Source organism: Marinobacterium aestuarii, from assembly GCF_001651805.1.
Taxonomy (GTDB): Bacteria; Pseudomonadota; Gammaproteobacteria; order Pseudomonadales; family Balneatricaceae; genus Marinobacterium_A; species Marinobacterium_A aestuarii.
In genome coordinates, this window is the sequence record NZ_CP015839.1 from 1,657,034 (window position 1) to 1,676,065 (window position 19,032).

Genomic DNA, 19,032 nt, shown 5'->3' on the forward strand with positions numbered 1-19,032 from the left:
TGTGTCGGATGTAAAAGGCTTTGATCTCATTGGTGACGTGCATGGCTGCGCCTTCAGTCTGGGCATGCTGCTGGAGCGTCTGGGGTATCGGCTGGAGCGCGGCGCCTATCGTCACCCCGGGCGCCAGGCGCTCTTTGTCGGTGATATCATCGACCGGGGGCCGCGCATCCGCGAGTCGCTGCACCTGGTGCGCAACATGGTGGAGGCTGGTACCGCCCAGGTAGTCATGGGTAATCATGAGTACAATTTCCTCTGCTATTGCACGCCGGGGCGCCCCGGCTCCGGTCTGGAGTACCTGCGCTCCCATACGTCGCGCCATCACCGGGTGCTGGAAGATACGCTGGATGCCTTTGAGTCCTATCCGCAGGAGCGCCACGATTTTCTTGCCTGGATCCGGGAGATGCCCATTTTTCTGGAATTCGAGCATTTTCGGGTGATCCACGCCTGCTGGCCCCAGGCGCTGCTGGACCGCTTTTCCCTCGAGTACGGCGGTAATCGTATCACCGAGGACTTCCTGCACCGCTCGGTCGATCCTGCCAACTTTGAGTGTGAACTGATGGACCGTGCGCTGCGTGGGACTCAGATGAAGCTGCCCAATGGCGCGGTTATCACCAGCAAGGACGGTTTTCAGCGGCGCTATTTCCGTACCAAGTTCTGGGCCGAGTCGGCCGAATGTTACGGTGATGTCGTGTTTCAGCCGGACCCGCTGCCGGACGAAATCGCCGGCATGGCCCTTAGTACCGTTGACCGTGAGCAGTTGTTGCATTACGGCGAAGACGAAAAACTGTTGTTTGTCGGGCACTACTGGCGTGATGGCGAGCCGGCTCCCATTACCAGCAATATTGCCTGCCTGGACTACAGTGCGGTGAAGTTCGGCAAGCTGGTGGCCTATCGCTATGATCATGAAGCGCGCATTGATCCCGCCAAGTTTGTCTGGGTGGATGTTGCCCGCGAAGTGCGCAGGCCTGAGTCTGGAGATGTTCTGTGATCAAGTTACTTGAAGTGCCTCTGGCGCAGGACTTGCGCGGTTTTACCGAATGTCTCTGGCAGCAGCGGGTGCCCCATCGGGTGGTGGAACAGGACGCAGTGCAGGAGCTCTGGGTATCCAGCCGGGTGGATGCAGAGCAGGTACTGACGCTCTACCAGCTCTGGCGCGAAGGGGCAGATCTGAGTGCGCTCAAGGCGCCGCGATCAGACGGCGGGAAGCTGGTCAATCTGACCGCATTGCGCCAAAGCTGGCTCAGCCTGCTGCTGATTGTCGCCAGTGTGCTGGTGTCGCTGCTGGTGGGGTTCGGTGACAATATTGACTGGATGCGCCGTTTTGCGCTGGTGGATTTTCAGGTGCGCGGCGATAGCATCTTTTATGCAGGGCTCGTGGATACCCTGAGCGGGGGGCAGTTGTGGCGTCTGTTCACGCCCGCGCTTATGCATTTCAGTTTGCCGCATATTCTGTTCAACCTGCTGTGGGTCTGGGTCGCTGGGCGCGGCATTGAATATCTGCACGGTCGCTGGGCGTTGCTGGGTCTGGTGCTATTTTCGGCGCTGCTATCCAATCTGGCCCAGTTCTGGGTGAGTGGCCCTATGTTCGGTGGCATGTCGGGTGTGGTGTTCGCGCTGCTGGGCTATGCCTGGTTGTGGGACAGGCGCGCAGGGCGCCCGGCCATAGGCTTGCCACCGGCCTTGATGGGGCTGATGTTGCTGTGGCTGGTGCTGGGGTTTGCCGGCGTACTGGAATATGTCGGCGTGGGCGCCATTGCCAACACGGCACATCTGGCGGGGCTGGTGGCAGGGCTGGTTTGGGCCTTGCTGCGCAGTCTGTTTGCCGCGAAACGCCAGGCCTGAACAGTGCCTGTAGCAGCGTGCTTTCTGCACTCAGTGCTCTCCAGACGGTTCAGCCCCTGTGGCACAGTCTGGTACACTGCGTGCGAATCAGATTGAGTGTCCATCCGCTGGACGGTTAGAGAGTGTGGAGTCTAGAGAATGAATTACGAACAGTTGATTGAAACCATGACCCCTGAAATGCACCGTTCGCTCAAGCTGGCGGTGGAAATCGGTAAATGGCCCAACGGTGAGCGTTTGAGTGAAGAGCAGCGCACCCTCTGTCTGCGTGCGGTAATCGCCTATGACCAAAATCGCCTGCCCGAGTCCGAGCGTACCGGTTTCATTGACCGCACCCGGCCTGATGGCGCCCAGCATGGCCGTGACCCGCTGCAGCCCCAGCCCCTTAAAATTCTCAATTAGGTTTTAATTTTTCATGCAAGTACTGGCACAGGGCGCCCTGCGCAAGATGCGTACCGGGCTGACCGACGGTCAAGCGCACTATCAGCTGGTCTGTGGTGACCAGACCCTGGCGCTCAATGAGCGGCTGGGGCAGCAGATCAGCCTCAAGCACCTTGGTGCAATCAATTGCCTGCATTGCGGCAGGAAAACCAAGAAAAGCTTCAGTCAGGGATATTGCTACCCCTGCTTTACCAAGCTGCCCGAATGCGACAGCTGCATCATGAGCCCGGAAAAGTGCCACTTTCACCTGGGCACCTGCCGCGACCCGTCTTGGGGCGAGCAGTTCTGTTTCCAGAGCCATATCGTTTATCTCGCCAATTCCTCCGGCATCAAGGTGGGTATTACCCGCGGTACCCAGGTGCCTACGCGCTGGATTGACCAGGGGGCGGTGCAGGCGCTGCCGATTCTGCGGGTTGATTCGCGCCTGCAGTCCGGGCTCATGGAGCATCTGTTCAAGGATCAGGTGGCGGACAAGACCAACTGGCGCACCATGCTCAAGGGCGGTATCCCGCCGCTGGACCTGAAGGCCGAGCGCGACCGGCTGTTCGAGGCCAGCGCGGCGGGTATGGGGGAGCTGGAGCAACGTTTTGGTCTGCAGGCCGTGCAGCGTCTTGAGGCGGAGGAAGTGACGATCGACTATCCGGTATTGAACTATCCGCTTAAAGTCAGCTCACTGAATCTGGATAAAACACCCGAAATCAGCGGGCAGCTCCTGGGTATCAAGGGGCAGTACCTGATACTCGACACCGGTGTGATCAACTTGCGCAAATACACCTCCTACGAGGTGGAATTTCGTTCCGAATAGGATGAAACAGGCATGGCAGAACAACCGCAGGCAATTTATCTCAAGGATTACCAGGTACCGGCATACCTGATAGATACAACTGAATTGCGTTTTGAGCTGGCGGACGACCAGACGCTGGTGCATTCCAGGCTCAAGGTGCGGCGCAATCCCGAGGCGACTTCGGCACAGGCACCACTTGAGCTGCACGGGCATGAAAGTCTGGAGCTGTGCCGTCTGGCCATCGACGGCAGGGAGCTGGACGCGGCGGATTACCATCGCGAAGGCGAGCTGCTGACCCTCGCCCGGGTGCCTGAGCGTTTCGAACTCAGCTGCACCACGCGCATCCACCCGCAGACCAACACTGCGCTTGAAGGGCTCTACCTGTCCGGTGGCATGTACTGCACCCAGTGTGAGGCCGAAGGCTTTAGACGCATCACCTTCTACATGGACAGGCCCGACGTGATGTCGGTCTTTACTACCACTGTTGAGGCCGATCAGGCGCGTTTTCCGGTGCTGCTGTCCAACGGCAACCCTGTAGCGTCCGGCGAAAAGGAGGGGCGTCACTGGGTCACCTGGGAAGACCCCTTCCCCAAGCCTGCCTACCTGTTTGCGCTGGTGGCCGGCGATCTTCAGCATATTGAACGCCCCTACAAAACTATGTCCGGGCGCGATGTGTCGCTGCGCATCTTTGCCGAGCCCAAGGATCTGGACAAGCTCGATCACGCCATGGACTCGCTGATCAATGCCATGCGCTGGGACGAGGAGGTCTATGGCCGCGAATACGATCTGGATATCTACATGATCGTGGCGGTGGACTTCTTCAATATGGGGGCCATGGAGAACAAGGGCCTCAATATCTTCAACACCTCCTGCGTGCTGGCCAGCCCGCAAACCACCACCGACGCTGCCTACCTGCGTGTCGAGGGCGTGGTGGCCCATGAGTACTTCCATAACTGGTCGGGCAACCGCGTTACCTGTCGCGACTGGTTCCAGCTGAGCCTGAAAGAGGGCTTCACGGTATTTCGTGATGCCGAGTTCTCCGCTGACATCAACTCGCGCACCGTCAAGCGCATCGAAGATGTGACCCTGCTGCGTACCGCCCAGTTTGCCGAAGATTCCGGTCCCATGGCGCACCCGGTGCGCCCGGCATCCTATATTGAAATCTCCAACTTCTATACCCTCACCGTGTACGAGAAGGGTGCCGAAGTGGTGCGCATGCTGCACACCTTGCTGGGGGCCGAGCTGTTTCGCCGGGGATCTGACCTGTATTTCGAGCGCCATGACGGCCAGGCCGTGACCACCGATGATTTTGTCTGTGCCATGGAGGCTGCATCCGGGCGGGATCTGACGCAGTTCCGGCGCTGGTACAGCCAGGCCGGCACGCCGACGCTGCGCATGGCGGATGACTATGATGCCGCCACGCAGCAGTATCGCCTGCATGTTGAACAGCAGCTGCCACAAACGCCTGATCAGGTTGAAAAGCTGCCGCTGCATATTCCGCTGGCGCTGGGCCTGCTGGATGCCAGCGGAGCGGATCTGGCGCTGGCAGAGGGTGCCACGACGCAGGTGCTGGAACTCACCGAGCAGCGTCAGACCTTCGTTTTCGAACAGATCCCGGTACATCCTGTGCCCTCACTGCTGCGTGGCTTTTCGGCGCCGGTGCGACTGCAGTATCCCTATAGCCGTGATGCGCTGGTGTTTCTGATGAGTCACGACAGCGATGGTTTCAATCGCTGGGACGCCGGCCAGCGCCTTGCGGTTGAGGTGATTCAGGGGCTGATGGCGCAGTACCGCCAGGGTGAGGCACTGCAGCTGGACGGTGCGCTGGTGGATGCCTATGCCGCGGTGCTGGACGATGAAAGCCTGGACCCTGCGATGGTGGCCAAGGTGCTGTCGCTGCCCTCCGAGGCCTACCTGAGCGAGCTTGCCGACTGCATCGATGTTGAAGCGATTCACCTGGCCCGCCAGTTTGCCCGCACTGAGCTTGCGCGGTTGCTGGAAGCGCCGCTGCAGCGTCGCTACGAGGCGCTGGCACCAACCGGGGTCTACGCGCCTGATGCTGATCAGGTCGCGCGGCGCAGTCTGCGCAATCTGTGCCTGTCCTATCTTGTGGCGCTGGAGGCGCCGGCGCACCTGGCCCGCGCCCGGGCGCAGTATGATAGCTGCGACAACATGACCGAGCGTCAGGCAGCCCTCAGCCTGATCGCCCACTCGGGCTTTGAGACAGATGCCGCTGCCGTGCTGGAGGATTTTTACCAGCGCTACCAGAGTGAAACCCTGGTGGTGAATCAGTGGCTGGCGGTACAGGCCTGCGATCCCAAGCCTGGTGCCCTGACGCGCATCAAGGCGCTGATGCAGCACGCGGCCTTTGACCTGCGTAACCCCAACAAGGTGCGCTCGCTGATATCGACTTTCTGTGGCATCAATGCCGTGAACTTCCATGACGGCAGCGGGGCAGGGTATGCTTTCCTGGCGGACCGGATCATCGAGATGAATCGGCTGAATCCGCAGGTGGCTTCACGCCTGCTGACGCCACTGACGCGCTGGCGCAAATATGACGCGGCGCGGCAGGCACTGATGCAGGCACAACTGCGGCGCATTCTGGACAGCGGTGAGCTGTCACGGGATGTGTACGAGGTGGTCAGCAAGAGTCTGGGCTGACACAAGACCGCGATGGCAGGGTTGGTTATACTGCCAGACATTGTTTAGCAGCACATATCCAAGAAATACTCAGGGATGCATTAGATGGAAAGATTGCTTTCAAGCCACGACAAGTTCGATTTGCAACAGAACTATCGTCGCTACCTCAAGTTCCGGGACCAGCGCGAAGACGCCAACCGGGCCATGCAAATCGCCAAGGCAAGCCGGGTTTGGGTCGCCGGTGTCGTGACACTGCTGTTCGCGCTGGCGTCTGATTTCTTTCTGGGAGCTTCGGCTGCGCTCTTTGGTCTGTATTTTTACCGGCTGCTGATGGCGCGCATGAAGACCAGCCAGGCGGATGAAGGCTGTGAGGATACGGATCGCTGGTTCGCCTCCAAGGGACTCAAGTTTGAAGGCCGCATTCTGTACTTTCGTGATGACAAGATGCTTGAGCATCCGCTGGATCCGTTTGACGACGGTATTTACAAGTAATAGTGCCGCTGTACTTTTTCCGGGAATTCGCATGAGACGATGTCCATGAGAAAAGAGTATCGCGGCATTACCGGGCGCACGCGTCGTCTGCTGCAGATGCCGGAAGGTGTCAATGTCGACTTCAAGCGCGAGGCGTCCGCGGTTCATGCCAGCGACCTGGTCGCCTTTGCCAATGCCGCCAGCGGCGGTACGCTGCTGATCGGCATTGACGAGTACACCAGCGATGACGGTGTGCAGCGCGGGCAGGTGGTGGGCTGTGACGTTGATGATGGCGCTCGCCTGAGTCTGATCAACAAGGCCACCGGTTGCTATCCCAATATCGACGTCGAGATTTTCATTGAAAATCTTGGCGCCAGGCCCTTTCTTAGGGTTGAAATTCCCGCCGGCCCCTCCAAGCCCTATTGCACGCCCAGCGGCCAGTACACCATGCGGGCCGACGGCCGCAATCGGGCGCTCTATCCCGAAGAGCTGCTGTCCATCTTCATGGATCGCGAGGGTGAGCAGTTCCTGTCGCGCTTTCGCAATGCCGTGTTCCGGCTGGAGCATCAGGTTGGGGGCATCAGCCACTCGATCAACGATGGTCTGTTGCAGGTCAGTCAGCATATCCACGATCTGGATGATCAGCTCAGGCGCACCTTCAGTCGTATCGATCAACTGACGGACAGCAGCAAGAAGCGCTCACGCAACATGCTGCAAACCCTGCGGGACAGCCAGGAGAGCATCGGTAATCTGGAGCGGCTGTTGAGCGAGGGCAACGGCAATCAGCAGCGCTATCAGGTCATGCTGCGGGAGGTCGAGGAGAAGCTCGGCGGTCTGCTGGACAATATGACCAGCGATACGGCGGTGGATGGTTAAGATGGAATTACTGCATCAGTGTCGCTACTGGGTGTTTGATCTGGACGGTACCCTGACCCGGCCGGTGCATGACTTCGAGCATATTCGCCGTGAACTCGGGCTGGCGCCTGGCGCGGACATTCTGGCCACGCTGGCGGACTTGCCTGAGCCGCAGCGCAGTGCGCTTTATGTCCAGCTCGATGATCTTGAGCGCTACTATGCCCTCAAGGCGGCGCCGGCGCCGGGGCTGCATGGCCTGTTTGAATGGCTGAGCGAGCGCAATTGCCGCTTTGGCATTCTGACGCGCAACACGCGCGAGTTCGCCCTGCTGTCGTTGCGTGCCATTGGCGTGGAGGCTTATTTCGACCCTGCCTTTGTGCTCGGTCGCGATGAGGCCCAGCCCAAGCCCGACCCCGGCGGCCTGCAGCATCTGCTGTCCTGCTGGGAGATTGAGCCTGAGGATGCGCTGATGGTGGGGGATTATCGCTATGATCTTGAGGCTGGGCGCAATGCCGGGCTTATGACTGTGCATGTCGACAGTCGTGAAGATCGTCACTGGCCCGAACTCACCGATCTGCGGGTGCAGGATCTGGGCGAGTTGCACGCTCTGCTGCAGCGCACCGCCGCATCCACAGTGCCATTGAACACCTGAGTATCCAACTCTGCTGAAGCTGGCTTGTCTATAGTACAGACAGGAAACAGCTATGAATGTAGCACGGAGGTTCGATATGACAATCGTGGCGGAACTGCACAGCGATCATCTTAATCTAGACCGGCTGCTGGATATTCTCAGCGCCAAGGTCGCCAAGCTGCGTGCCGGTACCAGGCCGAATTACCGGCTTATGGCCGATGCGATCAGCTATATCGGTGATTACGCCGATGAGTACCATCACTCACGGGAAGACCGGATGCTGGCCTGGTTCCATGGCCGGGATGCGCAGCTTGATGACCTTATACAGCAGTGTGAAACCCAGCATCAGCATGTGCAGGCTTTGTCCCGTGATCTGAGTGACGCCATTGACAGTATCCTCAACGATACCCTGATGCCGATGGAGCAGCTGATCGATAAGCTGGAGACCTATGTGCGCGAGCAGAAATCCCATATGGCGTTTGAAGATGAGCAGGTTTTCGTGCGGCTGGAAAAGCTGGCGCAGCCCCTGGACTGGGCGGCGCTGAGAGAACAGCTGCCGCGCAATGTTGATCCACTGTTTGGCGAGCACCAGTCCGAGGAGTATGTCGAGCTGTACCGTGATCTGCTACAGGATATGGCGTAGGCTCAGGCCTTTGATTGTGCCTCAAGATAACGCTCCACCGTATCGACTACGGCTTGGGTGTGCGGGTCGACTTCCAGATTGATGCGTTCACCCACCCGGGCGCTGCCAAAGCGGGTCACCGCCAGGGTTTCGGGAATCAGATAGACATTGAACTGGCCGTTTTGCACTTCGCCAATGGTGAGGCTGCAGCCATTGAGTGCCACAAATCCCTTGGGAAGAATGTATTTTTGCAGCGCTGTCGGCACGGCAAAGCTGATGATGCAGTTGTGCTCTGTGCTCTCAATGCTGACGATCTCTGCGGTGGCATGGACGTGCCCCGACAGCAGGTGGCCGCCGATTTCATCGCCAAAGCGCGCCGCGCGCTCGAAATTAACTTCGTCACCCAGGTTCAACTCGCCGAGGTTAGTGGCGCGCAGGGTTTCGACAATCAGATCAAAATCGACCCGGGTGCCTTCGAAGCCGGTCACCGTTAGGCAGGTGCCATTCACTGCAATACTGGCACCCTGTTCGAGCTGATTGGCGCGCGCGGGCGGCAAATCCAGACTGAGTTGCATAAACTGAGGGTGGCGTTGCAGTGCAACGACGCGGGCTTTGCCCTGAACGATACCGGTAAACATGGCTGTCTCGTGTGGCTGAATTAAAGAGACCGAAGCTTAACTGAAAAACGGCGCGCTTAGGAAATTCCGAGGAAGCTTGAATGAAGGTTTTGATCAGCGGAGGCAGTGGTTTTATCGGCACGGCGCTGGTGCGTGATCTGGTGGCCGCGGGGGATGAAGTGCTGGTGCTGTCGCGCTCGGTGCGGCGCAGTGCGCAGAGGCTCGGTGTATCGGCGCAGGTGCAGGTACTGGGCAGTCTGGATCAGATCGCCAGCAGCGACACCCTTGATGCTATCGTCAACCTGGCCGGGGCTCCCATTGTCGGGCGGCGCTGGAGTGATGCGCGCAAGCGTTTGCTGCGCTCCAGCAGGCTTGATACCACCGAGGCCTTGCTGGACCTGATCCGGCGGCTGGAGACGCGTCCGGAGGTGCTGGTGAGCGGCTCGGCGGTGGGCTATTACGGCAGCCACAGCACCGATATGACCCTCACTGAAGCTGCGGATGACTACAAGCCCGGCTTTTCGCATCAGCTGTGTGCCGACTGGGAGGCCTGTGCACTGCAGGCTGAGGCGCTTGGCGTACGTGTCTGTCTGCTGCGCACCGGTATAGTACTGGGGCGCGGTGGGGCGCTCGGCAAGATGTTGCCGGCTTTTCGCTGCGGTCTGGGTGGCCCCATTGGTTCGGGGCGCCAGTGGATGTCCTGGATCGGGCTGGAGGACGAAGTGGCGATCATTCGTTTTCTGCTGGAGCAGCGTACCCTGCGCGGACCCTTCAATGCCTGCGCGCCTGAGGCGGTGACCAATGCCGCTTTCGCAACAGCGCTGGGTGCGGCGCTGCACCGCCCGGCCCGCATGCGGATGCCGGCGCCGTTACTGGAGCTGCTGCTGGGGGAGGCCAGTGAGTTGCTGCTGTCGGGCCAGCGGGTTTACCCAAGGCGTTTGCTTGATGCGGGCTATGAATTTCGCTGCACGTCGCTTGCCGAAGCACTCAAGAAGGCCACAGCCCACTGAAGTGTTGGTGCGAATGCGAACTGATTAAATTAAATAGGCAAACGAACATTTAGGCTGGCGATGGGAATTGCCGCTATCCGGATGCGAAGTGCAGCTCCGGCAGCGGTGCCGCTTCGTAGCCTTCGGGGCGGCGGTCTCGCAGTTTCTCAATGGCTTCCAGTAACAGATCACCCTGCCAGAGCGCCTTGTCGTCCTGATGTACGTGCTGTTCGAGATCCAGAATCAGGAAGTCGAGCGTCTGGCTGCGGGCGGCATCGCTGATATCTTCACTGTTGAAAATGTGCTGATCGGGCCAGAAATTCTGCGCCCATTCGACCAGCCGCAACTTGGCCACTTCCGGATTGTTCTGCTGGCAGGCCATGGCCAAGGCCTGGAAGGTGTTCTTCTCGGCCATCTGGTGGGCCATCAGCAGTTTGCGGCGGCGGCGCATTTCTTCCTGCTGCGCCTGTTGCTGTTCTTCCCTGCGCAGCTGGCGCAGGTGGTTGAAGGTGTACAGCCAGCCCAGGGATGAAATCAGACTGATGACGGTGAGCAGGCCGATAAGCAGCCGACTTTCGTTCAGCGCCTGTTGCAGCCGCGCAACCGAGGCGGCAGTCGCGGCCGCTGCGTTGATCGCGGCATGAGGTGATGACTTATCAGCGGCGGTGTTGATGTCGGCCTGGGTTCTGGGCTGGGGTAGTGCAGCAGCCATGGCCAGAGCCGCCTCGGCGGCCGGCGAACGCGGCTTCACCTGCAGCAGATGTTCGGGCAGGGCGACATTGCGCGCGCTGTCGGTGTTCAGATCCCACCAGGTAATATCGATGGGCGAAAGTGTCAGGGCGCCCGCTGTGTGGGGGCGCAGCACGATATGTTCGGTACGTCGGCTGGTCAGGCCCTGTTCGGATACATCTTCAGCCAGTTCAACGCTGTCGACACTGATATCAAAGTTGGCACCCGCGGGCGGAGCCAGAGAAGGCAGGCGGGACGCCGGCAATCCAGTCGCCGTCATACTGATGCTGTAACTCAGGTTTTCGCCAAGGCTGGTAGCCGCGGTGTTCGGCAGCGCGCCGGTTTGCCAGTCATCGTCCAGCGTCAGTACCGTTGCCGGCAGCCAGTAGCCGCGGGCGCTCTGGTAGGCCGGGGGGATAACGGCGACTTCCAGCGGTCGCGCCTGCAACTGGATCTGGCTGTTGTCCTGGCGGGCGCGGCCTTCGAATATGGGGCCGTCCAGCGTCAGGGTTCCAGTCTGGCCTGGGAATAGTGCATAGCGCTGCTCGATGACGCTGTAGTTGCGCCCGCGTACCTGCTGAGTGGAGCGTGCCTGCTCGCCCAGTGGCTTGATTAGCGCGCCGGGCAGATAGGGGTCGGTCAGCTGAGTGTCGGGAAGCAGCTCAATGGCATGGTACAGGCGCACAGTGTAGATCAACTGGCTGTCCTGATAGACCTCGTTGGTGTCGAGGCTTGCCTCGATAAATACCTGCTCTCCCTGCAGGCCGCTTTCGCGGGCGGCGCCGCTTAAAACTTTGAGTTGCAGGCTGTTACTGGATTCAAGTCCGAGCTGCAGCGGGGGAATATTGATTTCGCCGGTCGATTTTGGGCGCAGCAGAACTTCCCAGCGGGTGCGATACTGGCTGTCACCGCCGGCATGGCTCGACAGGGTGAGCTGTTTACTGCCCAGAAACTGGAAATTGCGGTAAAGCGGGGAGAAGTCGATTTCCTGCTGTATGCGAGAGTCGGCCTCAAGCGTCAGACGAACCGTGTCCTGCGCCGTGATCGTATTTCGATCAAGGTAAGCCGACACGTCAGCGAAGACGGGCAGGCAGATGAGGTTCAGTACTAACGGCAGCTTGCGCATAGTGCCTTTAATTCAGCTGGCTGTGAAAGACCCGTCAGGGCCACTCTGAGGCATGCCGTCAAGCGGAATACAAGCTCGAAATGGCCCAGAGTTTCAGGTCCGCGTCCTGCGTCATTATCAGGTAACCCCCCTCGTATATCAATGACTTGTTGGAAATCACGGCCGCTTGGAGCCTTGCATCGGCAGATGCCGGGGCGAGCATTTTTTACGTCTGCCGACTCTTGGCGTCGTTAAAAAGAGACGGGTGTCTCAAAACAATAGCAGAGCTTAACGGCGAGGGCGCGGTTTCGGGGCCGCTGGCGCCTGTTTAAAGCCCATTAATCACGGGCTGCAGCCTCAGCTGCGCTATCGTCTTGCTGTGCCGCGAAAGCGGCGCGGTACTATGAGTCGAAATAGGGCCTGGGATGGTGCATTATCAGGGTTGCGGAGTGTTTTGGTTTATGCAGTCGGGGCAAAAATGGCACAGGTTGAGTTTGATCTTGCAATCAGCCGGGAGGAGTACCTGAGGCACTATCAGGCGCAGGGTCGGCTTCAGGTCACGGTGACTGCGCTGGACGGGCGGCGGGTGCGTTTTCCTGCCGGTATTTTGCAGCGCTTTGTCTTGAGCGATGGCGTGCGCGGGCGCTTTGTGATTCATTTTGATCCGCAGGGGCGGCTCAGTTCGATTGCACGACTGCGGTGATGACGGCCGTTGTGGTGGGCGGGTGTTCAGGAACCACTGCGTCGCCTATAATGCCGCCTTATTTCTGTAAACCCTATTGGATAATCCATGTTGTATCAGCTTGCGCGTTATTCGATGTTCAAACTGGAGCCCGAGCTGTCCCATAATCTGGCTCTGGGGGGCATGAACCTGATGGCGAATCTGGGCATGCATCGTCTGCTCGGAGCGAAGACGGAAAGCTGCCCGGTGGAAGTCATGGGCATTCGCTTTCCCAATCCGGTTGGACTCGCCGCTGGGCTGGATAAAAACGGTGTTGCCATCGATGGCCTGGCCGCCATGGGGTTTGGCTTTATTGAGGTGGGTACGGTAACGCCGCGCCCCCAAGTGGGTAATCCGCGCCCCCGCATATTCCGCATTCCGGAGCACAAGGCGATCATCAACCGCATGGGATTTAACAATCTGGGTGTTGATCAGCTGTTGAAAAATATTGAACGCAGCCGCTTTGATGGTGTGCTGGGGATTAATATCGGCAAGAACAAGGATACGCCGAACGAGCGGGCGGACGAGGATTACATTTATTGCCTGCGCAAGGTCTATGCACGGGCGAGCTACATTACGGTGAATATCTCATCACCCAATACGCCCGGGCTGCGCACGCTGCAGTTTGGCGAGTCGCTCAACAGCCTGCTGAACCGTCTCAAGCTGGAGCAGGCGCGCCAGGCCAGGCTGCATGATCGATATGTGCCTATAGCGGTGAAGATTGCGCCGGACATGACGCACGAAGAAGTCATCATGGTGGCCAAGGCGCTGAAAACCTATGAGCTGGACGGTGTTGTCGCCACCAATACGACGCTGTCGCGCGATGGGGTCGAGGATTCTCCGCTGCGTAACGAAGATGGCGGCCTCAGCGGGGCGCCGGTACGTAACAGTTCTACGCGTACCATTCGACAGCTGGCGGCGGAGCTGGGCGGTGCCTTGCCCATTATTGGCGTCGGCGGTATTACCGAGGGCTTTGATGCGGCCGAGAAAATGGAAGCGGGTGCCAGCTTGGTGCAGATTTACAGCGGTTTTATTTATCAGGGCCCAAGGCTGGTGAGCGATTCGGTTGAAGCGATCAGGGCTTTACAGGCACGACAGCGCTAGCGTTACCATCTGTCTGATGGCAAATGGCTCCCCGCCGGGAGCCATTTAAAATCCTGAAAGTTAGGTTGTTCGAGCTATATCAGTGAAGTGACGGGTTAGCTTGTATTGCAGAGACGCCGGATTGACCGCTCCAGTGGGCCTCCCGTCCCTCTCGCCATCCACTCATCCAATGTGTGCGTGAATCGATCTCGCTGACTGGGCAGGTGCTTTTGGATTTACCGTCTAAGCCCGCCTGAAAGCCGCGGTTAAACAAAGTAGAGGTTTTATCGCGTTTCTGTGTCTTCATAGTACGCCTCTCTAAAATTCTAAATCCGGGAACAGGCCTAACCGTCTGTTCCCAGCAGATGTGGCAGATCCTCTCGTGTACCACAGCTTTCATTGATAACGGAATTTGGCGGCAGTTACGATCCTAAAAAACTATGAGGATGGGCAAGGCAATAGTGCTTATGCTCGAAATGGCTAGAAACTACATATTTATCAGTAAGTTAAATTACTGTCGCCAGATATAGTCAGTTAATGAATTATTTTCATTGCTAAAGTATTAAGTTTGAATGAATTTCTCGACTCAGCTGCGTGCCGCATTTTCCGGGGGCTAGCTGTGTGAAACAACTTGAAGAGCGTGGCTGATGAATTTTTTTGTAACCTGTCCCAAGGGTATCGAAGGACTGCTGCTGGATGAGCTGAAAATGCTCGGTATGGCATCGGTGAAGGAAACGCAGGCAGGGGTTTATTTCGCAGGCGAGCTGAGGGATGCCTATCGGGTCTGCCTGTGGTCGCGTCTTGCCAACCGTGTACTGCTGCCGTTGCAGGTGAGTCCGGTCAATACGGCGGATGAGTTGTATGAGGCTGTGCAACAGGTGCAGTGGCTGGATCACCTGCGCCCACTGGGAACCCTGTCGGTGGACTTCTCCGGGCGCACTGAGCAGATCATCAATACGCACTTCGGCGCTCAGAAGGTCAAGGATGCGGTGGTGGATCAGATTCGTGCGGCAACGGGGAGCCGTCCAACCGTGGATCGGGTGGAGCCGGATCTGGGTATCAATGTGCATCTGTACAGTGGCAAGGCGACTATTGCGCTGGATCTGTCCGGTGGCAGCCTGCACAGGCGCGGTTACCGCAAGCGTGCAGGTCTCGCGCCGATGAAGGAGAACCTGGCGGCGGCGGTGCTGTATCGTGCCGGCTGGCCGCAACTGGCGGCAACGCATCCGCAGTTGCTGGATCCGATGTGCGGCTCAGGCACGCTGCTGATCGAGGCGGTCATGATGGCGGCGGATGTCGCGCCGGGTCTGCTGCGCGAGCGCTTTGGTTTCAGTCGCTGGCTGCAGCACGACAAGAGTCAGTGGCAAAAGCTGCAGGCAGAGGCTGTCAAACGCCGTGATGCGGGGCTGGCGGCGCTAACGGTGCGCTTCACGGGCTATGATCGCGATGCTTCCGTTTTGCAGCTTGCGGCACAAAACGCCGAGCAGGCGGGCCTTGCTCGGGTTATCGACTGGCGCGAGCAGGATATGGTGGAGCTGGGTGCGCCGGCCCCGGGCCCGGGTCTACTGGTGACCAACCCGCCTTATGCCGAGCGTATCGGTGATGAAACCGAGCTGATGTATATGTACCGCCAGATGGGGGAGCGCCTCAAGCGCCAGTTTGGCGGCTGGAAGGTGGCGATCTTCAGCGGCAATGCGGATCAGTGCAAGGTCATAGGTCTCAAGGTCGATCGTCAGTACAAACTGTATAACGGCGCCATCGAGTGTGGTCTGTTTCTGTTTACGCTGCATGCCGAGCGGGACCGTCCCCTGCCGCTGGAGCCGGGCACGCCGATCAGCGAGCAGGCGCAGATGTTTGCCAACCGCCTGAAAAAGAACCTTAAGGCTTTGTCCAAGTGGGTCAAGCGCGAGCAGATCGAATGTTATCGCCTCTATGATGCGGATATGCCGGAGTATGCCGTTGCGGTGGATTGCTACGGTGACTGGGTGCATGTGCAAGAGTATGCGCCACCGAGCTCCATCGACCCGCGCAAGGCTTTCGAGCGGCTGCAGGATGTGATCAGCGTTATCCCCGAGGTGCTTGGGGTCAAGCAGGAGCGTGTGGTGCTCAAGCAGCGCAGGCGCCAGCAGGGTTCAAGTCAGTATGGTCGCCAGGGTCAGACCGATCATTTTATTGAAGTGCAGGAACATGGCTGCAAGTTACGCGTCAATCTGCATGACTATCTCGATACCGGGCTCTTCCTGGATCACAGGCCCGTGCGGCGCCGTATTCAGTCACTGGCGCTGGGCAAGGATGTGCTGAACCTGTTCTGCTATACCGCCACCGCATCGGTGCATGCAGCCCTGGGGGGCGCCGAGTCCACCACCAGTGTGGATATGTCGGCCACCTACCTTGGCTGGGCAATGAAAAACATGGGGCTGAACGGTTTTTCCGGTGGTGACAATCAGTTTATTCAGGCCGATTGCATCAAGTGGCTGAATCAGCCCCGTGCGGCGGCTTTTGATGTGATATTCATGGATCCGCCGACCTTCTCGAACTCCAAGCGCATGGAGGAGGTGCTGGATATCCAGCGTGATCACGTATCCCTGGTGCAGGCCGCCATGAAGCTGCTGCGACCGGGCGGTGTTTTGCTGTTCTCGAACAACTACCGTCGCTTCGTGCTTGATTATGAAGTGCTGGCCGATTTTGATATTCAGGACATAACCGCCAAGACGCTGGATCCGGACTTCAAGCGCAGCAAGAGCATTCATGTTTGCTTTGAGATCCGTCATCGCGCCGGCTAGCGGCTTGTTGAATTAGGTAACGCAGTAGCGCCGTATCTCATTGATACGGCGTTTTGCGTTGTGGCAGCGGTTTTTTCAGAGCTGCGCGGGGGAGGGCCTCTGTGGTCTATGTGGTGGCACAAATAATGCTTTAAATTAGGGCGAGTTGTTTCGGTATGCGCCATTTGAGTGCTCGTTGGGCTCCAGTCAGGTGCGTTGAGCGCTCGGGAAGTGGTGGTTTGTGAGATTCGGGCAAGGCTGAAGGGAAGCAGGTTCTGATATGGCGGGGCTTGCACCGGGATGGGTCAATTAATAACAATATGCACCTTATTGGTGCGCCATGGGTCGCTTGGGTGACTCGAGACTTAGGAGGTTGTTCTTGGATACTGTCAACAGTGCGGTTGAAACCCTGATCCAGAGTTCGAATACGCTGTTTATTCTGCTGGGTGCCATCATGGTGTTTGCCATGCATGCGGGCTTTGCCTTTCTTGAAGTCGGCACGGTTCGGCACAAGAATCAGGTCAATGCCCTGGTCAAGATCATGACCGATTTCGGTTTCTCGGCCGTGGTGTATTTTTTTGTCGGTTATTGGGTGGCCTATGATGTGACTTTCTTCGCCGATGCGGCAACGCTGGCGCAGAATAACGGCTATATCCTGGTCAAGTTCTTCTTTCTGATGACCTTCGCAGCAGCAATTCCGGCCATTATTTCCGGCGGTGTGGCTGAGCGTGCGCGCTTCTGGCCCATGCTGACGGCGTCGGCGCTGACGGTCGGCTTCGTGTACCCGTTCTTCGAGGGCATTATCTGGAACGGCAACTATGGCTTTCAGGCCTGGCTAGGAGCGAGTTTTGGGGCGCAGTTCCATGATTTTGCAGGCTCCGTTGTCGTGCATGCCGTGGGTGGCTGGATAGCGCTGGTGGCGGTGCTGCTGCTGGGGAATCGCCATGGTCGTTACCGGGGTGAGCGGCTGGTGGCGCATCCACCGTCGAGTATCCCGTTCCTGGCCCTTGGTGCCTGGGTTCTCTGTATCGGTTGGTTTGGCTTTAATGTGATGTCGGCGCAGACGCTGGATGGCATTTCCGGACTGGTCGCGGTGAACAGCCTGATGGCCATGGTCGGTGGCATCATCGTGGCTCTTGTGCTGGGGCGCAATGACCCGGGCTTTATCCACAATGGTCCGCTGGCGGGTCTGGTGGCGGTCTGTGCCGGTTCCGATCTGTTGCACCCCATTGGTGCGCTCGCGGTGGGCGGTGTGGCGGCGGCTATTTTCGTCTGGCTGTTCACGCTGATGCAGAATCGCTGGAAGATCGACGATGTGCTGGGTGTGTGGCCGCTGCACGGTGTTTGTGGTGCCTGGGGCGGTATTGCCGTGGGTATCTTCGGCAGTGAGGCGCTGGGCGGTCTGGGCGGGGTGAGTCTGCTGTCGCAGCTGGTCGGAACCCTGGCCGGTGTCACTGTGGCGTTGGTGGGGGGGGCGCTGGTGTACGGTGGCATCAAGCTGGTGGTCGGGCTGCGTCTGTCGCAGGAGCAGGAATTTAACGGCGCTGACCTGAGTATTCATAGCATCGAGTCCACGTCCGTGGAGTAAGTGCGCCCGATTGTTGCGTTATTGTCTGCTATTACGGCCACCTTCGGGTGGCTGTTTTTGTTTAAGGGGTAATACTTCTCAGTAGAGGTGTGGCGTGCTGCATCGAGTGCGGCGGTGCCGGCCGGGAGGTGGGTGATGAACAAAATATCGATTGTGGGGGCGGGTCTGGTGGGTGAAGCGGCAGCTCAGGTGATCGCCAGGGAAGAGCTTTGCCGTGAGTTGATGCTGATCGATGTGCAGGGTGATCTGGCGCAGGGCAAGGCGCTGGATGTTTGGCAGGCGGCGGTGGAGGCGGGGTCCGATACCTGGGTTTATGGTGGTGCCAGTGCCGAGTTGCTGCAGGACTCCGAGCTTGTGGTCATTACCGCAGGCGTGCCGCGCAAGCCTGGTCAGTCGCGCCAGGCGGTGCTGAGTACCAATCTGCCGATTCTGGACGGCATCATGCAGGATGTGAATCGGCACGCGCCGGCGGCGATGGTGCTGGTGGTGTCCAATCCGGTGGATGTGCTGACCTATAGGGCCTGGGGTATCAGTGGTTTGAGTCGTAACAGGGTATTCGGTCAGGCTGGGGTGCTGGATACGGCGCGCATGAAATGCTTTATCGCCGAAGAAACCGGATTTTCTGTGCGGGATATCAGTGCTCTGGTGCTGGGAGGGCATGGCGACAGCATGGTGCCGTTAATGCGCTACTGTGCGGTGGCTTCGGTACCGTTGTCGCATTTTTTGTCGCAGCAGCAGATAGCGCGCATCGTTGAGCGCACGCGTCAGGGTGGCGGTGAAATACTGGGCTTGAAAAAGCAGGCCAGTGCCTGCGATGCGCCGGGTGTGGCGATCGCGAAGATGGTTGATGCCATCGTCAATGGGCGTAACCGCATTTTGCCGGTGGTGGCGATTCTGGAGGGTGAGTACGGTCGCACCGATATTGCCATGGGTGTGCCTTGTGTGTTGGCGGCAGAGGGTGTGACGCGGGTGGTCGAGCTTGCGCTGGATGCGCAGGAGCAGGTGATGTTTGATCACTCGGCTGATCAGGTTGCGCGTGATATCGAGGAGATGCGGGCGCTGTAGCCAATATCTGTGCTGCTGAGGGGTGGGTGGTGCTGATGGGGGCAGGGGGCGGGCGGTCTGAAATGATCGAGCGCCAACCCCTGGCGCTCG

General features: G+C 58.8%; 18 protein-coding genes. 15 read left to right on the forward strand and 3 right to left on the reverse strand.

What is annotated here, in order from left to right:
* The first annotated feature begins 1 nt into the window (after position 1).
* The 9 genes from A8C75_RS07400 (at position 2) to A8C75_RS07440 (ending at position 8,304) form a co-directional block, all read left to right on the forward strand.
* A complete protein-coding gene (locus tag A8C75_RS07400) occupies positions 2-988 on the forward strand; it encodes a metallophosphoesterase (RefSeq protein WP_067380139.1) in 987 nt (328 codons plus the stop codon).
* Entirely contained in the window at positions 985-1,842 is an 858-nt protein-coding gene (locus A8C75_RS07405; RefSeq protein ID WP_067380142.1) for a rhomboid family intramembrane serine protease, read from the forward strand. The genes A8C75_RS07400 and A8C75_RS07405 overlap by 4 nt, the downstream gene beginning before the upstream one ends.
* Positions 1,843-1,980: 138 nt before the next feature.
* Entirely contained in the window at positions 1,981-2,241 is a 261-nt protein-coding gene (locus A8C75_RS07410; protein WP_067380145.1) for a YeaC family protein, read from the forward strand.
* A gap of 13 nt (positions 2,242-2,254) precedes the next feature.
* A complete protein-coding gene (locus A8C75_RS07415; RefSeq protein ID WP_067380148.1) occupies positions 2,255-3,085 on the forward strand; it encodes a DUF2797 domain-containing protein in 831 nt (276 codons plus the stop codon).
* Positions 3,086-3,097: 12 nt separating this feature from the next.
* Positions 3,098-5,725, forward strand: coding sequence for an aminopeptidase N (gene pepN, locus A8C75_RS07420; protein WP_067380151.1), 2,628 nt, complete (start codon positions 3,098-3,100; stop codon positions 5,723-5,725).
* 84 nt (positions 5,726-5,809) lie between these two features.
* Positions 5,810-6,196 carry a hypothetical protein gene (locus tag A8C75_RS07425; protein ID WP_067380154.1) on the forward strand — a complete coding sequence of 129 codons (387 nt, stop codon included), beginning with the start codon at positions 5,810-5,812 and terminating at the stop codon, positions 6,194-6,196.
* A 45-nt stretch (positions 6,197-6,241) separates the two neighbouring features.
* The gene (locus A8C75_RS07430) at positions 6,242-7,051 is read left to right on the forward strand and encodes an AlbA family DNA-binding domain-containing protein (RefSeq protein ID WP_067380156.1); all 810 of its coding nucleotides are present in this window, start codon (positions 6,242-6,244) and stop codon (positions 7,049-7,051) included.
* Position 7,052: 1 nt separating this feature from the next.
* On the forward strand, positions 7,053-7,682 hold the full coding sequence (locus tag A8C75_RS07435; protein ID WP_067380159.1) for an HAD family hydrolase: 630 nt from the start codon (positions 7,053-7,055) through the stop codon (positions 7,680-7,682).
* Positions 7,683-7,758: 76 nt separating this feature from the next.
* The gene (locus tag A8C75_RS07440; RefSeq protein ID WP_067380162.1) at positions 7,759-8,304 is read left to right on the forward strand and encodes a hemerythrin domain-containing protein; all 546 of its coding nucleotides are present in this window, start codon (positions 7,759-7,761) and stop codon (positions 8,302-8,304) included.
* Between the two features lie 2 nt (positions 8,305-8,306).
* On the opposite strand, the gene A8C75_RS07445 is transcribed toward A8C75_RS07440, so the two are convergent.
* Positions 8,307-8,921, reverse strand: a complete 615-nt coding sequence (locus tag A8C75_RS07445) for a riboflavin synthase (RefSeq protein ID WP_067380164.1) — start codon at positions 8,919-8,921, stop codon at positions 8,307-8,309.
* Between the two features lie 80 nt (positions 8,922-9,001).
* Here A8C75_RS07445 and A8C75_RS07450 point away from each other — a divergent pair, with 80 nt between their 5' ends.
* Positions 9,002-9,910 (forward strand): TIGR01777 family oxidoreductase, encoded by a 909-nt coding sequence (locus tag A8C75_RS07450; protein WP_067380167.1) that lies wholly within the window; start codon positions 9,002-9,004, stop codon positions 9,908-9,910.
* Positions 9,911-9,983: 73 nt separating this feature from the next.
* Here A8C75_RS07450 and A8C75_RS07455 read toward each other — a convergent pair whose 3' ends face one another.
* Complete coding sequence (locus A8C75_RS07455) at positions 9,984-11,744, reverse strand: BatD family protein (protein ID WP_067380170.1); 1,761 nt, start codon at positions 11,742-11,744, stop codon at positions 9,984-9,986.
* A gap of 457 nt (positions 11,745-12,201) precedes the next feature.
* On the opposite strand from A8C75_RS07455, the gene A8C75_RS07460 reads away from it, so the two are divergent.
* Positions 12,202-12,426, forward strand: coding sequence for a DUF2835 family protein (locus A8C75_RS07460; RefSeq protein WP_067380174.1), 225 nt, complete (start codon positions 12,202-12,204; stop codon positions 12,424-12,426).
* An 87-nt stretch (positions 12,427-12,513) separates the two neighbouring features.
* Positions 12,514-13,548, forward strand: coding sequence for a quinone-dependent dihydroorotate dehydrogenase (locus tag A8C75_RS07465; protein WP_067380176.1), 1,035 nt, complete (start codon positions 12,514-12,516; stop codon positions 13,546-13,548).
* Between the two features lie 79 nt (positions 13,549-13,627).
* Here the strand turns inward: A8C75_RS07465 and rmf are convergent, their stop codons facing one another.
* Positions 13,628-13,927 carry a ribosome modulation factor gene (rmf, locus tag A8C75_RS22975; RefSeq protein WP_335622902.1) on the reverse strand — a complete coding sequence of 100 codons (300 nt, stop codon included), beginning with the start codon at positions 13,925-13,927 and terminating at the stop codon, positions 13,628-13,630.
* A 247-nt stretch (positions 13,928-14,174) separates the two neighbouring features.
* On the opposite strand from rmf, the gene rlmKL reads away from it, so the two are divergent.
* The 3 genes from rlmKL to A8C75_RS07480 all read left to right on the forward strand — a co-directional run bounded on the left by rlmKL (position 14,175) and on the right by A8C75_RS07480 (position 18,942).
* Positions 14,175-16,310 carry a bifunctional 23S rRNA (guanine(2069)-N(7))-methyltransferase RlmK/23S rRNA (guanine(2445)-N(2))-methyltransferase RlmL gene (gene rlmKL / locus A8C75_RS07470; protein WP_067380179.1) on the forward strand — a complete coding sequence of 712 codons (2,136 nt, stop codon included), beginning with the start codon at positions 14,175-14,177 and terminating at the stop codon, positions 16,308-16,310.
* 358 nt (positions 16,311-16,668) lie between these two features.
* Entirely contained in the window at positions 16,669-17,877 is a 1,209-nt protein-coding gene (locus A8C75_RS07475) for an ammonium transporter (protein WP_067380182.1), read from the forward strand.
* Positions 17,878-18,012: 135 nt separating this feature from the next.
* Complete coding sequence (locus A8C75_RS07480; RefSeq protein WP_067380185.1) at positions 18,013-18,942, forward strand: malate dehydrogenase; 930 nt, start codon at positions 18,013-18,015, stop codon at positions 18,940-18,942.
* Positions 18,943-19,032: the final 90 nt, after the last annotated feature.